This is a genomic window from Roseomonas gilardii subsp. gilardii, assembly GCF_023078375.1.
GTDB lineage: Bacteria > Pseudomonadota > Alphaproteobacteria > Acetobacterales > Acetobacteraceae > Roseomonas > Roseomonas gilardii.
Genome location: NZ_CP095554.1, coordinates 3,184,246 through 3,199,076 on the forward strand (window position 1 = coordinate 3,184,246; position 14,831 = coordinate 3,199,076).

The window sequence follows — 14,831 nt, forward strand, 5'->3', positions numbered from 1 at the left end:
TAACCCACGCCAGATCAGGAGAACCACGCATGACTGCCCGACACGCCTCTGACTGGGACCGCGATGCCGCGCTGACCACCGCGCGCATCCTCTTGGAGATCAAGGCGGTCAACTTCCGGCCCGAGGAGCCTTACACCTTCACCTCCGGCTGGAAGAGCCCCGTCTATATCGATTGCCGCCGGATCATCTACTTCCCCCGCGCCCGCCAGAAGATCTGCGAGCTGGCGGTGGAGAAGATCGGCCGCCACATCGGCTACGAGACCATCGAGGCCGTGGTGGGCGGCGAGACCGCCGGCATCCCCTATGCCGCCTGGATCGCCGACCGCATGATGGCGCCCATGGCCTATGTGCGGAAGAAGCCCAAGGGCTTCGGTCGCAACGCCCAGATCGAGGGCGACGTGCCCGAGGGCAAGCGCACGCTGCTGGTCGAGGACCTGACCACCGATGGCGGCTCCAAGATCCGCTTCACCCAGGCGCTGCGCGACGCGGGCGCGATCTGCGACCACACCTTCGTCGTCTTCTTCTACGGCGTCTTCCCCGGCGCCTTCGACACGATGAAGGAGATGAACCTCAGCCTGCACCACCTCGCCACCTGGTGGGACGTGCTGGAGGTCTGCCGCGAGCGCCCCTATTTCGAGGAAAGCGCCCTGCGCGAGGTCCGCAAGTTCCTGGAGGACCCGGTCGGCTGGTCCGGCGCGCATGGCGGCGTGAGCAGCGCCGAGGAAGCCAAGGCGCTGATGCAGGCCAAGACCGCCGGCTGAACCCGGCCCGGACCCTGCGGGGGCGGGGCCGGCGTTCCGCCCCCGCAGGTTTTCAGGCGCTTAACGCAACCCGTGATTGTATCTATTCTCGCGCTCTGGCACGGGAATCACGGAATGGCACGGGATCAGGACCGCTTCGGGTCGGCGGAGGGCCCGGAACGAGGACCGCCCGGCGGTACCCTGCCTCTCTTCTCGCTTGCCGCGGTGATCGCCACGGCCGGGATCTTCGGGCTGACCTACAGCCTGACCGCACCGCTCATCGCGCTCGAGATGGCCAGCCAAGGGCTGGACGAGACGCTGATCGGGCTGAACGCCGCCATGCATGCCCTGGGCGTGCTGCTGATCGCGCCGGTGCTGCCGCATCTCTCGGCCCGCCATGGCGCCCGCCCCCTGGTCCTCCTGGCCCTCGCCCTCACGGCCGTGCTCCTCCTCCTGTTCCCGGCCATGCCCTCCTTCTGGCTCTGGTTCCCGCTGCGCCTGGGCCTGGGCATCGCGGCCGAGATCCTTTTCGTCCTGTCCGAGACCTGGAGCAGCGAGCTGGCCACGGACGAGACCCGTGGCCGGGTGATGGCGGTCTATACGGCCGTCCTGTCGCTGGGCTTCGCCGCCGGGCCGCTGATCCTCCTGGTGACCGGCAGTGCCGGCGCCCTTCCCTTCGCCGCCGGCGCCGCCGTGGCCCTGGCGGCCACCCTGGCCATCCTCCATCCGCGCATCCGTCAGCCGGCGAGGCGCAGCACGCATCACGGCAACCTGCTGCATGCGATGCGCATCGCCCCCATCGCGATGGCGACCACGGCGCTGAACGCGGCGATCGAAACGGCGGGCCTCTCCTTCATCGCCCTCTATGCCCTGCGGCTGGGCTGGAGCGAGCAGCAGGGCACGCAGCTCATCACCGCGCTCATGCTGGGCGCCATCGTGCTGCAACTGCCGATCGGCTGGCTCAGCGACCGGATGGACCGGCGGCGGCTGATGTTCTGGCTGGCGGTCCTCTCGGCGTCCGGAGCGATGGTCTGGCCGTTCCTGCTGCGCCATCCCTACCTCGCCTATCCGACCCTGTTCGTGTGGGGCGGCCTCTTCGTCGGCATCTACACCACCATGCTGGCGCTGATCGGCAGCCGCTTCCGTGGCAGCGCCCTGGTGGGCGTCTATGCCGCCATGGGGCTGCTCTGGGGCGGCGGGGCCCTGCTCGGCCCCGCTCTGGCGGGGCTGGCGCTCGACCTCACCCCGCACGGCCTGCCCATTTTCGCCGCCCTCGCCTGCGCCGCCTTCGCCGTGCTGGTGTTCCGCCTGCGCGAGGACGGCCTGGATGCGGAAACCCGGGAGGCCCCGTTCCCGGAGGCGCCGGTCCGGGAGGGCCAGCCATGATCCGCATCGTCCTTCTCCTGCTCGGGCGGGAATTCGTGCAGCGCCGCTGGTGGACCCTGGCCCTGGCCGGCGGCCTCTGGGCCCTTCTGGGCATTGCCCTGGTGATCGACGCGCTGGATGGGCAGACCGTCATCCGGGCCCGGGATTTCGGCTATTTCCTGCTGGCGGAGGGCCTGCTCACCCTGCCCGCCGCGTTCGGCAGCCAGGGAACGGCCCGGCGGCTCCGCCTGGCCAAGGCCGGCATCTTCCTGGTCATCGCCGCCCTGGTGTTCACGGCGCACCGCTCCAGCCACTTCGCCCTGGCCATGCTGTTCGGCACCGCCTTCCTCGTCGATGGCGCGCTGAGGATCGCCAGCGCCCATGTCGTCCGCTTCCCCGGCTGGCGCTCCTCCCTGGCCGCCGGCATCTTCGAGATCCTGCTCGGCATCGCGACGCTGCAGCCCTGGCCCACCTGGTACGAAGCCACGATCGGCTTCAATATCGGCTGCCTGCTGGCCATCTCCGGCGCCGGTGTGCTGCGCGTCGGCTGGCGCCTGCGCAACCTGCCCGCGGATGCCCCGCTCTCCGCCCTGTTCGGCGGTGCCTGGTCCCTCGCCTATCCCGAGGCGGCGCCGGAGACACTGGAGGACGGCATGCCGGTCCTCACCGTCCATGTCTGGACGCCGACCGGCACGGCCACGACCCCGCTGCACCAGCGCGCCGTGAACCGCTATGTCGCGGCGGTGGACCAGAACGGGACCATCTCCACCGGCCATGCCGCGCTGGAATGCCTGCCGGATGTCTATGTCAGCCATTATCCGGCGGTGGAGATCGACCGCTCGCCCTCCGAGTTCACCCAGACCCTGCGCGCGGTGCGCGAGAACGACGTCCCGGGCCGCTTCCAGCCCAGCTATGCCGAGGAGGCGGCGGGCTGGTGCCCCTCGACGGTGCAGGTGCGCTTCCGGAACTTCGATGCCGCCCGGCTGCGCCGCTTCTGGAACGCCTATCGCCACGATGACACCTACAACCTGACCTCGCGGAACTGCTCCAGTGCCGTCGCCCATGCGCTCGATGCGGCACTGGAAGGGATCTACCGCAAGCAACAGCGCCCCTGGTCCCGCCTGACCCGCGCCTGGTTCAGCCCGGAGCTCTGGGTGGCAGGCATGCTGCGCGACCGCGCGGAGACCATGGCCTGGACCCCTGGTCTGGTGCTCGACTACGCCCGTGCCCTGAGCGCGCTGGTCGAGGATTCCCATCCCTCCTGGCGCCTGAACGCCTGGCGTCGCCTGTCGCGCCGGAGCGGCGACAGGCCATCCACGGAGTATGGCTCGCCGGGCGAAGGCTGAGGCTCCGCCGGAGGAGCTGGCCGGGCGAGTTTCAAAAGCAGCCGCCCTGTGCTGGAGTCCGGGGTTGCAGTTCGGGGCCGGAATTCCGGAAACAGCAGGGAGCCGCCATCTTTGGGCCAGGACCAAGCCGCGCATCGCCACAGCCTTCTCTCCCGGCTGGGCCGCCGCTCCCTTCTTCGGGCCACGCTCGCCTCGGCGCCGCTCCTGCCCGCCCTGGCCGGGCGGGGCCGGGCCCAGGCCTCGGCGGCGCGCGACAGCCTGACCATCGGCATCACCCAGTACCCTTCCACCCTGCACCCGAATATCGAGAGCATGATGGCCAAGGCCTATGCGCTCGGCTTCGCACACCGGCCGCTCACCGCCTATGGGCCGGACTGGACGCTCCAGGCCCTGGGCTGCGAGACCCTGCCCAGCCTGGAGAACGGCCTCGCGGCGCTGGAACGGACCCCGGAGGGCAAGCCCGGGATGCGCGTCACCTGGCGGCTGCGGGAGGGCTGGCTCTGGGGCGACGGAATGCCCGTGACGGCGGAGGATTTCCGCTTCGCCTGGGAGGCCGGGCGCAGCTTCGAGACGGGCTTCGGCGGCGCCGAGTTCTATCGCAGCGCCTATGAGTTCCTGTCTCCCGACCCGCGCACCGTCACGCTGCGGATGGACCGGCTTTCCTTCGACTACGCCTCGGCCGGGAATTTCGTGCCCCTGCCCGCGCATCTGGAACGCGCCCGCTGGGAGGCCGACCGGCGCAACTACCGCTCCCGCACCCTCTACGACACGGACAGCACGAACCCCGGCCTCTGGTGCGGCCCCTACCGCGTCGCCGCCGTGCAGCCGGGCGCCAGCCTGACGCTGGAGCGCAACGAGCGCTGGAACGGCCCCACCCCGGCCTTCCGCCGGATCGTGCTGCGCGCGATCGAGAACACCGCCGCGCTGGAGGCCCAGCTCCTGGCCGGGCAGATCGACATGGTGCCGGGCGAGATGGGCTTCCCGCTGGAACAGGCCGTGGCGCTGGAGAAGCGCGCCGGCGACCGCTTCCGCCTCTTCACCCGCCCAGGCCTGGTCTGGGAGCATATCGACCTGCGGCTCGACAACCCGGTGCTGGAGGACCGGCGGGTGCGGCAGGCCCTGCTCTGCGGCATGGACCGGGCCCGCATCGCCCAGACGCTCTATGGCGGCCGCCAGCCCCTGGCTCGCAGCGGCGTGCACCCCGACGACCCGATGTACAGCCCCGCCACGCCCGACTGGCCCTTCGATCCCAGGCGCGCCCAGGCTCTGCTGGAGGAGGCCGGGTGGCGGCCCGGCCCCGGCGGCATCCGGGTGAACGCGGCGGGCGGGAAGCTGAGCCTGGAATTCAACACCACCGCCGGCAACCGGGCGCGGGAACAGGTGCAGCAGATCATCCAGGGCATGTGGAAGGCGATCGGCGCCGAGGCCCGCATCCGCAACGAGCCGCCGCGCGTGCTGTTCGGCGAGACCCTGTCGCAGCGCCGCTTCACCGGCGCCGCGCTCTTCGCCTGGGTCAGCAGCCCGGAGAACGTGCCCCGCACCACCCTGCATTCCAGCGAGATCCCCACCGCCGAGCGGAACTGGTCGGGGCAGAACTACCCGGGCTTCCGGAACGCGGAGATGGATGCGCTGCTGGAGGAACTGCCGCAGGAGCTCGACCCGGAGAAGCGCAGGCCGCTCTGGGCGCGGCTACAGGCCATCACCGCCACGGAACTGCCCGCCCTGCCGCTCTGGCACCGTGCCGAGGCGCATGTCTGGCCACTCTGGCTCTCGGGGGTGGAACCGACCGGGCACCTGAACCCCTCCTCGCTCTGGGTCACGGGCTGGAAGGCCGCCTGACCCCGTGCTGCGGCTGATCGGCTGGCGCCTGCCGCAGATGGCGCTGTCGCTGGCGCTGCTGTCCCTGCTCGCCTGGCTGGCGATCGGGCTGATGCCGGGGGACCCGGTCTCCCTCGCCGCCCTCAGCGATCCGCACCTCACCGCCGAGGATGTCGCGCGGCTGCGGGCGCTGCACGGGCTCGACCAGCCGCTGCTGCTGCGCTGGTGGGCCTGGGCCGGGGCCGTGCTGCGGGGCGAGTTCGGCTATTCCCGCCTCTATGCCCGCCCGGCGGCGCAGATCCTGCTGCCCGCCCTGCGCGCGACGCTGGAGCTGCTCGGCGCCGCGCTGCTGCTCTCGGCCGGGCTCGGCGTGGCCATGGGGGTCCTGGCGGCGCTGCGCCCACGCTTCGCCCCGGCGGTGGAGACGGTGGCGATCCTCGGCCAGTCCGTGCCGGTCTTCTGGTTCGCCATCCTGGCCATCCTGCTCTTCGCGGTGCGGCTGGGCTGGCTGCCGGCCGGCGGCACGGCAGAGGAGGGCTGGCCCGCGGAATGGCGCTTCCTGCTCTTGCCGGTGGTGACGCTGGCCTTCCATGGCCTCGCCGCCTATGCGCGGCACACGGCGGCGGCGATGCGCGGCGTGCTGGGGCAGAACTTCATCCTGGCGGCGCGGGCACGCGGGGCAGGCGGGGCGCGCATCGCCTGGACCCATGCCTTCCCCAATGCCGCCATCCCCGTGCTCGCCATCGCGGCGGTGGATGTCGGGGCGCTGGTCTCCGGCGCGCTGGTGACGGAAACGGTCTTCGCCCGGCCCGGCATGGGGAAGCTGCTCTACGACGCGGTGATGGGCAACGACTACAACCTCGCCCTCCTCGCCCTGCTGCTGGTGGCGCTGGTGACCATGCTGGCGACGCTGGGGGCCGACCTGCTGCAACAGGCGCTGGACCCGCGGCTGGACCCGTCGATGGGCGGGGAGGCGCCGCGGTGATCCGCTTCCGCCTCGGCCTCTCGCTGCTCGCCCTGCTGCTCCTGCTGGCCCTGCTCGCCGGGGCGATCAGCCAGCTTCTCGGCCTCGATCCGGAGGCGCAGGATCTTCTCGCCCGCTTCGCGCCGCCCTCGCCGGACCATCCGCTCGGCACGGATGAGCTGGGGCGCGACCTGCTGGCCCGGCTGCTGGGCGGGGCGCGGGTCTCGCTCGCCGTCGGGCTGGCCACCGCCCTGCTCGCCACGGCGCTGGGGACGGGGATCGGCCTGCTGGCCGCCTGGCGCGGCGGCTGGCTGGACGCGCTGCTGATGCGGCTCGCCGACGGGCTGCTGGCCCTGCCCGCCCTGCCGCTGCTGGTCCTGCTCGCGGCCATGGACACCAGCGCCATCGGCCTGCCGCGCGGCGAGACGGCGGCGGATGTCACGCGGATCGTGCTGATCCTCTCGGCGTTCGGCTGGGTCGGCGTGGCGCGGCTGGTGCGCGCCGCCGCCCGTTCCGTCCTGGCGCGGGACTGGGTGCGCGCGGCGCGGGCCCTGGGCGCGGGCGAGACCCGGGTGCTGTTCCGCCATGTGCTGCCGAGCCTCGCACCCTCCATCGCCGTGGCGGCCTCGCTCACCGCCGCCGGGGCGATCCTGGCGGAAAGCACGCTCTCCTTCCTGGGGCTCGGTATCCAGCCGCCCGCGCCGTCCTGGGGCAACATGCTCGCCAATGCGCAGGACCTGGTGCTGTCCGCGCCGGAGGTCGCCATCTGGCCCGGCCTCGCGATCATGCTGGCCGTGGCGGGCTGCACCCTGCTGGCGGATGGGGTCCGCCGGCGCTGAGCCGGCGCCGGAAAGCCACGGGAACGGAGGCATCCCGGCCGGAATGACATGCGGGAAACTTTTTCTGCCACATGGATCGGGTTTAGAATGGCCTTTCCCTGAAACCGCCAAAGGCCCTGATCGTGTGCCGATTCCTTGCCTATCACGGTGAGCCCATTCTCATGGACACGCTGGTGGCGACGCCCTGTCACTCGCTGATCCACCAGTCCTTGCATGCCTCCGAATGCAAGACGGAGACGAATGGCGATGGCTTCGGTCTCGGCTGGTACGGGGAGCGTGAGGTGCCGGGGCTTTATCGCGAACTCCGCCCGGCCTGGTCGGACGAGAACCTGCTTTCCATCGCCTCGCAGGTCCGCTCCCGGCTCTTCTTCGCCCATGTGCGGGCGGCCACCGGCACGGCCACGACGCGGGCGAACTGCCACCCCTATTCGCATGGCCGCTGGCTCTTCATGCACAACGGCCAAGCCGGGGGCTGGAGCACGATCCGCCGCAAGGTCGAGGCGCTGATCCCCGATGAGCTCTACCCCGCCCGGGGCGGCACCTCGGACAGCGAGGCGCTGTTCCTGGCCGCCCTCGCCGCCGGCATGGAGGAGGACCCGGTGGGCGCGGTGATGCGCACGCTGCACCGGGTGCGTGGGCTGATGGACGAGGCCGGGATCGAGGCCCCGCTGCGCTTCACCGCCGCCCTGTCGGATGGGCGCAGCCTCTGGGCCTTCCGCTGGGCCTGCGACGCGCAGCCCCCCTCGCTCTACCACCGCCACACGCCGAGCGGCCTGGTGCTGGTGTCCGAGCCGATCGACGAGAACCGGGCGCACTGGCAGGAGGTGCCGCGCGGGCATGCGCTGGTGCTGCATCCGGATGCGGCGCCGGCCATCCAGTCCCTGGAGCCGGCGATGGGGCGTGCGGCCTGACGGCCAGGGCGGAAGGCGGGCGATGCCGCGCCTCCATCCTGCGATCCTTACTTGCGAATGCATCGCAATATCGAATAACCTGCGCATGTTCCTTCCCGGCCCATGCCGGGTCGCGCCGGACCCCCCTTCGAGGCACGGAATTGCCGCCATGACCTGCTACCGTTCGATCGGCCTCACCGAACTCGTCGCCCTGATGGCCTCCCACCGCTCGGTCGAGGCGGGACAGTCTCCCCGCCCAGGCGAGCTCGACCCGGAGGAGTTCACGCGGATCACGGCCTATCTGAACAATGGCACGCGGCTGCCCGCGCCGCCCGGTTTCCGGCCCGGCGGCCAGGGTGGGCCGCGCTTCCGCACGGCCGCGGAACGCTACAACCGGGCTCCATGAAACCAGGCTCCATGAAACCTGGGCGGAGGGCCGCTATTCCGCCGCTTCCAGCACCGGCGGCGGCTCATGCACCCGGATCTCCGGCAGCGCCCCCGCCCAGGCCTCGACCTGCACGAGGCAGGACTGCGCCGCGCAGCCCTGGCCGAGGCGGGAGGTGCCGACATCCTGCGTCAGCACATTGGCGTTGCCATGGACGCAGAGCGTCTCGCCGCCGACCTCCTGCGGGTCCCACCAGGCGCCGGTGGCCAGGGCGACCACGCCGGGGCGGATCTCCCCGCTCAGCCGCAGCCCGGCCAGCAGGGCGCCGCGCGCGTTGAAGACCCGCACCACCGCCCCGTCCTCCAGGCCGCGTGCCGCCGCATCCGCCGGGTGCATCAGCATCGGCTCCCGGCCCTGGATCTTGCTCGCCAGCGAGACGCGCCCGTCATCCATCTGCCCATGCAGCCGTGTCGCCGGCTGGTAGGAGAGCAGGTGCAGCGGGAAGCGTTCCGCCAGCGGCGCGCCCAGCCATTCGCGCGGTTCCCGCCAGACGGGATGGCCGGGGATCTCCTCATAGCCGAAGCGGGAGATGGTTTCGGAAAAGAGCTCCACCTTGCCGGAGGGCGTGTTCAGCGGGTTCGCCGCCGGATCGCGGGCGAAGCCGTCGAAGATCGTGAAGCCCTCGTTCGGCGGCGGGATCTCGACATGGCCCTCGGCCCAGAAGCGGTCGAAATCCGGGACCGCCACGCCGAAATGCGCGCAGGAGCGCTGCCATTGGCCATAGAGGTGCCGCAGCCAGGCCGACTCGTCCCGCCCCTGGGTGAAGCGGTCGCGGAAGCCGAGTTCCTCCGCCATGTCGGCCAGCATGTCATGGTCGTTGCGCGCCTGCCCCTGTGGCGGGACGGCCCGGTGCATGGCCCGCACGAAGCGGTCGGAGGAGGAGGAGCCGATGTCGTTGCGCTCCAGCGTCGTGGTGGCGGGCAGCACGATGTCGGCCATCCGCGCCGGGGCGGTCCACCAGGGCTCCTGCACGATCACCGTCTCGGCGCGGTTCCAGGCGCGGCGGAGGCGGTTCAGGTCCTGGTGGTGGTGGAAGGGATTGCCGCCGGCCCACCAGATCAGGCGGATCTCCGGCAGGGTGATGTCGCGCCCGTTGTAGGACAGCACCTCGCCCGGCCGTTCCAGCAGTTCCACAACGCGGGAAACGGGGATCGAGGGGCCGGGATTGCGCGTCGCCGGCAGGTTCACGCTGGGCAGGCGGCGGCGCGGCGTGCCCATGCCGTTCATCGAGCCATAGCCGAAGACGATCCCCCGGCCCGGTTCGCCGATCCCGCCCAGGGCGCTGGCCAGGGCGACCAGCGCCCACCAGGGCTGCTCGCCATGCTCGGCGCGCTGGAGCGACCAGGTGGCGGTGACCATGGTGGCCGTCCCGGTGGCCTCGCGCGCCAGGCGGCGGATGGTCTCCGCCGGGACCTCGCAGAGCGGCGCGGCCCAGTCCGGGCTCTTCGCCACGCCATCCGCCTCGCCCAGCACATAGGCGCGCAGCCGCTCCCAGCCCATGGTGCAGCGGGCGAGGAAGTCCCGGTCCTCCAGCCCCTCGCCGATCAGCACATGCAGCAGGGCGAAGGCCAGCGCGGCGTCGCTGTTGGGGCGGATGGGCACCCATTCCGCGCCGAGGAATTCGGCGCAGTCCCCGCGGAAGGGGGAGATGTTGACGAAGCGCACCCCGGCCCCGGCGGCGCGGCGCATCTGGGCCGCGTAGTCATGGCTGCCGGCGCCGCCCGCCGTGACCAGCCCGTTCTTCAGCGGCAGCCCGCCGAAGCAGAGCATCAGCCGCGTATGGCGTGCGACGGTGTCCCAGTCCGTCACCGGCCCCTGGAGCACGTCGTTCGTGCCCAGGACATGCGGCATCAGGGTCATGCCGGCGCCGTAGGAATAGTTCGTCACCTGCGAGGTGAAGCCGCCGCCCAGGCCGAGGAAGCGGTGCAGCTGTGAACGCGCGTGATGGAAGCGCCCGGCCGAGCTCCAGCCATAGGAACCGCCGAGGATGGCGGCGTCCCCCGCCTCCGCCCGCACCCGCCGGCTCTCCTGCGCCGCGAGGCGGATGGCACGGTCCCAGGACACCGGCACGAAACGGTCGCGCCCGCGCTCCGACCCCGCGCGCTCGCCGCGCAGCCAGCCCTCCCGGATATGGGGGCGGTCGATGCGGCTGCGGGCATGCACCGCGTCGGGGATGCTGGCCAGCAGCGCCCCCGGCGCCGCATCGCGCGCGAAGGGCCGCGCCTCGCGCAGCCGCCCATCCTCCACCACCGCGTCGAAGGCTCCCCAATGCGCGCTGTGCGGATGGATACGACTCATGCTGGGGCTCTCATGGCTCTGATGCTGTGGCGCGGCATGCCATCTCTGCCACAGCCTGCCTCCGGGAAGGAGGTGGATTGTGCCGGGAAAGGCCCCTCCGGCGGCATATCGTGCCTCGGAACGGTGGGCTTGGCAGCATCCGTGCGGATCATGTGCCCGCGCGCGTGAATCCTGCTCCTCCCCCTGGGCGCCCGCGCGGATACGGGCCTAGGATGCCGCCTTCCGACCCAGCAGAAAGGCGCCTCCGACATGCCTCCCCGCGCGAATTCCGCCGCTGCCCGCGACGCCGCCTATGTCCTGCATCCCAGCACCGAGCTCAAGGCGCAAAGCCAGAACGGCTCGCTGGTCATCGATCGCGGCGAGGGCGTGCGCGTCTGGGACGAGAGCGGCAAGGAATACCTGGAGGCGGTCGCTGGCCTGTGGTGCGCCTCGCTGGGCTTCAGCAACGACCGGCTGCGCGAGGCCGCGGACCGGCAGATGCGCAAGCTGCCCTACTATCACGGCTTCGGCGCCAAGTCGCATGAGCCGATGATCGAGCTGGCCGAGATGCTGGTGCAGCGCGCGCCCGTGCCGATGGGCCGCGCCTTCTTCGCCAATTCCGGCTCCGAGGCCAACGACACGGCCGTGAAGATGGTCTGGTACTACAACAACGCCATCGGCCGCCCGCAGAAGAAGAAGATCATCTCCCGCCTGCGCGCCTATCACGGCATCACCGTCGCCGCCGCCTCGCTGACCGGCCTGCCGACGAACCACAAGCTCTTCGACCTGCCGCTGCCGGGCTTCTTCCACGTCGCCACGCCGCACCACTACCACGGCGCCGAGCCGGGCGAGACCGAGGAAGCCTTCGCCTCCCGCCTCGTCGATGAGGTCGAGCAGCTGATCCTGCGCGAGGGGCCGGAGACGGTGGCGGCGATGTGGGCCGAGCCGGTGATGGGCGCCGGCGGCGTCGTCATCCCGCCGCGCACCTATTACGAGAAGCTGCAGGCCGTGCTGAAGAAGTACGACGTGCTCTTCGTCGCCGACGAGGTGATCTGCGGCTTCGGGCGCACCGGTTCCTACTGGGGCTCGCAGACCTTCGACCTGAAGCCGGACATCATCGTCTGCGCCAAGGCGCTCTCCTCCTCCTTCCTGCCGATCTCCGGCGTGCTGGTGACGCAGCAGGTCTTCGACGGGCTGGCGGAAGGCAGCGCCTCGGTCGGCGTCTTCGGCCATGGCTACACCTATTCCGGCCATCCGGTCTCGGCGGCGGTCGCGATCGAGACGCTGAAGATCTATGACGAGATGAACATGGTCGAGCATGCGCAGCGCGTCGGCGCGCATATGCAGGCCGAGTTGCGCCGCCGCTTCGGCGACCATCCGCTGGTGGGCGAGGTGCGCGGCATCGGCATGATCGGAGCGGTCGAGATCGTCGAGGACAAGGCCAGCCACCGGAACTTCGACGCGGGGAAGAAGCTGGGCTACCGCCTCGCCGCGCTCGGCGAGAAGGAAGGCGTGCTGACCCGTGCCCTGGGCAACGACACCATCGCCTTCTCCCCGCCGATCATCGCCACCGAGGGCGAGGTGGACGAGATGCTGGAGCGGTTCTCCCGCGCGCTCGACAGCTTCACGGTCGAGTTGCGCCGCGAGAATCTGACGGTCGTTTGACCAGCCTCGCCTCCGTGGGCCTGTCGGGCCGGGCTCCCTGGAGGAGCCCGGCCTTTCCGCTTGCGGTGGGTGCGGCCATCGCCCCCGCCGTGGCCGTGCTGCAATCCAAGGCGATGGCGCCGATTGCCCTTGCCTGCCTGCTGCTGTCCATCCTCGCCGCCCGGCGCGCCCAGGGGCGCTGGCCGCTGCCCGGGGGCCTGCCCTTCGCGGCCGCCCTGGCCCTGGCCCTCTGGGGCGGGCTTTCCGCCCTCTGGGCCGTCGAGCCGCGCCAGAGCCTGACCACCGCTGCGCAGTTCGGCGGCATCGTCCTGCTGGCCGCCGCCGCGGCGCGCGGGGTGGCGGAGGAGGATTCGCGCCCGCTCGCGCTCTGCCTCTTCTGGGGCGTGCTGGCCGGGCTGGCCCTGGCCACGATCGACAACCTCACCGGCAACAGCATCCGCATGGGCATCCGTGGCCTGCATGTCTGGTCGCCGGAGATCACCTTCGGACTGAAGCCCGCGGCCTCGGTCATGGCGTTGCTGCTGCCGCTGCTACCGGCCGCCCCCCTGCCCCGCGCCGCGCGGATCGGGGGCACCGTGCTGGGCGCCGTCGCCCTGCTCGCCCTGCCGGGGGATACGGCGCGCATCGCCGGGCTGCTGGGCCTCGCCGTGGCCGGGTGCTTCGCCTGGATGCCCGCGCGCCCGGCCCGGACCCTCGCCACCGCCGGCGTGGCGGCGGTGGTGCTGCTGGCCCCGATGGCGACCGCGCTGCTCGCCCGGCCGGACATCGCCACGCATCTGCCGCTTTCCGCCGTGCACCGGGTGCTGATCTGGGATTTCGCGCGCGGCCGCGCGGCCGAGCGCCCCTGGCTGGGCTGGGGCATGGAAGCCAGCCGCGCCATCCCCGGCGGCCGCGACAACTTCCCCGAGGAGAACCTTGCCCGGCTGGGCATGACCGGCCCCGAGGCGCGCGCCTTCTTCGACCGCCCCGGCGTGGAGGCGCTGCCGCTGCATCCGCACAACGCGCCGCTCCAACTGCGCCTGGAACTGGGCTGGCCGGGGCTGCTGCTCTGCGCCGGGATCTGGGCGGCGCTGGCCTTCCGGGCGCCGGGGCCGCTGGCGCTGGGCGTCCTGGCTTCCGCCCTGGTGACTTTCCTCTTCTCCTATGGCGCCTGGCAGCCCTGGTGGGTGGCCAGCCAGGCCATCGCCATCGCCATGGTCTCGGGCCTCGGCCTGGGCCGCACTTCGGGGCGGCAGCCGTGAGCCGGGTCGAGGGGCTGAACATCCGCCACAGCCCGGCCTCCGGCCTGTTGCAGATCGGCCTGCGGCTGGCCGGCCCGCTGCCGTCCGGAGCGGTGCAGGGGCAGTTGCGTGGCCTGCCGCCTTTGGCCAATGCCGCCGTGGAGATCTTCCCCGCCCCCGGTGGCGAGACGAGGATCGAGGCCACGGCGGTGCTGCCGCCGGGGCTGGGGCCGGAATCCGTGCGACTCCTGCTTTCCAGCGATGAGGAGCCGCTGCTCTCCCTGACGCCCCTGCCGGCGACGCCGGAACGGGCCGGGCTCGCCACGCTGGAGCCGATGGAGGGCGGCGGTGCCGTCGTGCGGGCCTGGGCCGAACCCGGCCTTCGCCCCGGGCTGTGGGCGGATCACCGGGCGGAACCGCTCCGGCCGGCGGGCGGCGGCCTCTGGCAGGCCCGCCTGCCAGAGGCGCCGGTGAGGCTCGCCGTCACGCTGGGGCCGGACCGTGGGCTGGTCACCAACCCGCTTTCCGCCTGGCTGGCGCCCCATCCAGGATCGGACCCGCGCCTGGACACCCTGCGCGGCCGCCATGCCGGGCAGGTCGCCTGGCTGATCGGCAATGGCCCTTCCGTGCGGCCGGAGGAGTTGGACCGGCTCCAGGGCCGGCTGACCGTCGCCTTCAACCGCTTCCATCTCGCCCGCGACAGCATGCTCTTCCGCCCGACCTATACGCTGAGCGGCGATGGGCAGGTGATCGGCGATTTCGGCGCGGAGATCGTCGGGGAAGCCGGCGGCCCTGTCTTCCTGGCGGCCGAAACGCGGCCGGACCTGCCCGGCGACTGGATCTGGCTGCGTCAGGCCGCCGTCTGGCCGACCCTCTTCTCGCTCGATCCACGGCGGGTGGTGGGGGCCGGCGGCTCCTCGCTCTTCGCCGCCTTCCAACTCCTCTGGTGGATGGGGGTCCGCCGCTTCGTGATCTACGGGGCCGATTTCCACTTCGAGGGCGCGGAGCCCGGCGGGGATGGCCTCGCCCATGCCGAGGGCAACCACTTCATCCCTGGCTATCGCGGCGGCAAGGGCTGGATTCCGCCCGCCTGGCGCGACATCTGCACGGGCTTCCTGCTGGCCCGCCATCTGGCGGAGGCGGAAGGTGGCTGGGTCCGCAACGCCACGCATGGTGGCCAGCTGGAGATCTTTCCCCGCACCTGCTTCGAGGATGCGCTGCGCCTGCGCTGAGCCAGGCCCGGGAAAGCCTGGGGGTCCGCC

Annotated in this window: 12 protein-coding genes; 11 read left to right on the top strand and 1 reads right to left on the bottom strand. The window is 71.8% G+C overall.

Annotated elements, in window-relative coordinates:
- Nucleotides 1-29 precede the first annotated feature (29 nt).
- From MVG78_RS14660 to MVG78_RS14695, 8 genes are all read left to right on the top strand, one after another.
- Nucleotides 30-761, top strand: a complete 732-nt coding sequence (locus MVG78_RS14660; protein ID WP_247552654.1) for an orotate phosphoribosyltransferase — start codon at nt 30-32, stop codon at nt 759-761.
- A gap of 114 nt (nt 762-875) precedes the next feature.
- Nucleotides 876-2,126 carry an MFS transporter gene (locus tag MVG78_RS14665; protein ID WP_247552656.1) on the top strand — a complete coding sequence of 417 codons (1,251 nt, stop codon included), beginning with the start codon at nt 876-878 and terminating at the stop codon, nt 2,124-2,126.
- Nucleotides 2,123-3,451 carry an HdeD family acid-resistance protein gene (locus MVG78_RS14670; protein ID WP_247552658.1) on the top strand — a complete coding sequence of 443 codons (1,329 nt, stop codon included), beginning with the start codon at nt 2,123-2,125 and terminating at the stop codon, nt 3,449-3,451. Before MVG78_RS14665 ends, MVG78_RS14670 begins: the two co-directional genes overlap by 4 nt.
- Before the next feature lie 111 nt (nt 3,452-3,562).
- The gene (locus tag MVG78_RS14675) at nt 3,563-5,290 is read left to right on the top strand and encodes a peptide ABC transporter substrate-binding protein (protein ID WP_345892833.1); all 1,728 of its coding nucleotides are present in this window, start codon (nt 3,563-3,565) and stop codon (nt 5,288-5,290) included.
- 4 nt (nt 5,291-5,294) lie between these two features.
- Nucleotides 5,295-6,254 carry an ABC transporter permease gene (locus MVG78_RS14680; RefSeq protein WP_247552660.1) on the top strand — a complete coding sequence of 320 codons (960 nt, stop codon included), beginning with the start codon at nt 5,295-5,297 and terminating at the stop codon, nt 6,252-6,254.
- On the top strand, nt 6,251-7,072 hold the full coding sequence (locus MVG78_RS14685; RefSeq protein ID WP_247552662.1) for an ABC transporter permease: 822 nt from the start codon (nt 6,251-6,253) through the stop codon (nt 7,070-7,072). Before MVG78_RS14680 ends, MVG78_RS14685 begins: the two co-directional genes overlap by 4 nt.
- 161 nt (nt 7,073-7,233) lie before the next feature.
- Complete coding sequence (locus MVG78_RS14690; protein WP_247552664.1) at nt 7,234-7,983, top strand: class II glutamine amidotransferase; 750 nt, start codon at nt 7,234-7,236, stop codon at nt 7,981-7,983.
- Between the two features lie 148 nt (nt 7,984-8,131).
- Nucleotides 8,132-8,368: a hypothetical protein gene (locus MVG78_RS14695; RefSeq protein ID WP_247552666.1), complete on the top strand. Its 237-nt coding sequence runs from the start codon at nt 8,132-8,134 to the stop codon at nt 8,366-8,368.
- A 33-nt stretch (nt 8,369-8,401) separates the two neighbouring features.
- Here MVG78_RS14695 and MVG78_RS14700 read toward each other — a convergent pair whose 3' ends face one another.
- Nucleotides 8,402-10,705, bottom strand: coding sequence for a molybdopterin-dependent oxidoreductase (locus tag MVG78_RS14700; protein WP_247552668.1), 2,304 nt, complete (start codon nt 10,703-10,705; stop codon nt 8,402-8,404).
- A 249-nt stretch (nt 10,706-10,954) separates the two neighbouring features.
- Between MVG78_RS14700 and MVG78_RS14705 the strand changes: the two genes are divergently transcribed.
- From MVG78_RS14705 to MVG78_RS14715, 3 genes are read left to right on the top strand one after another with little or no spacing between them, the layout of a single operon-like run.
- On the top strand, nt 10,955-12,349 hold the full coding sequence (locus MVG78_RS14705; RefSeq protein ID WP_247552670.1) for an aminotransferase: 1,395 nt from the start codon (nt 10,955-10,957) through the stop codon (nt 12,347-12,349).
- Nucleotides 12,346-13,590, top strand: coding sequence for an O-antigen ligase family protein (locus MVG78_RS14710; RefSeq protein ID WP_247552671.1), 1,245 nt, complete (start codon nt 12,346-12,348; stop codon nt 13,588-13,590). Before MVG78_RS14705 ends, MVG78_RS14710 begins: the two co-directional genes overlap by 4 nt.
- A complete protein-coding gene (locus tag MVG78_RS14715; protein ID WP_247552673.1) occupies nt 13,587-14,801 on the top strand; it encodes a hypothetical protein in 1,215 nt (404 codons plus the stop codon). The genes MVG78_RS14710 and MVG78_RS14715 overlap by 4 nt, the downstream gene beginning before the upstream one ends.
- Nucleotides 14,802-14,831 lie beyond the last annotated feature (30 nt).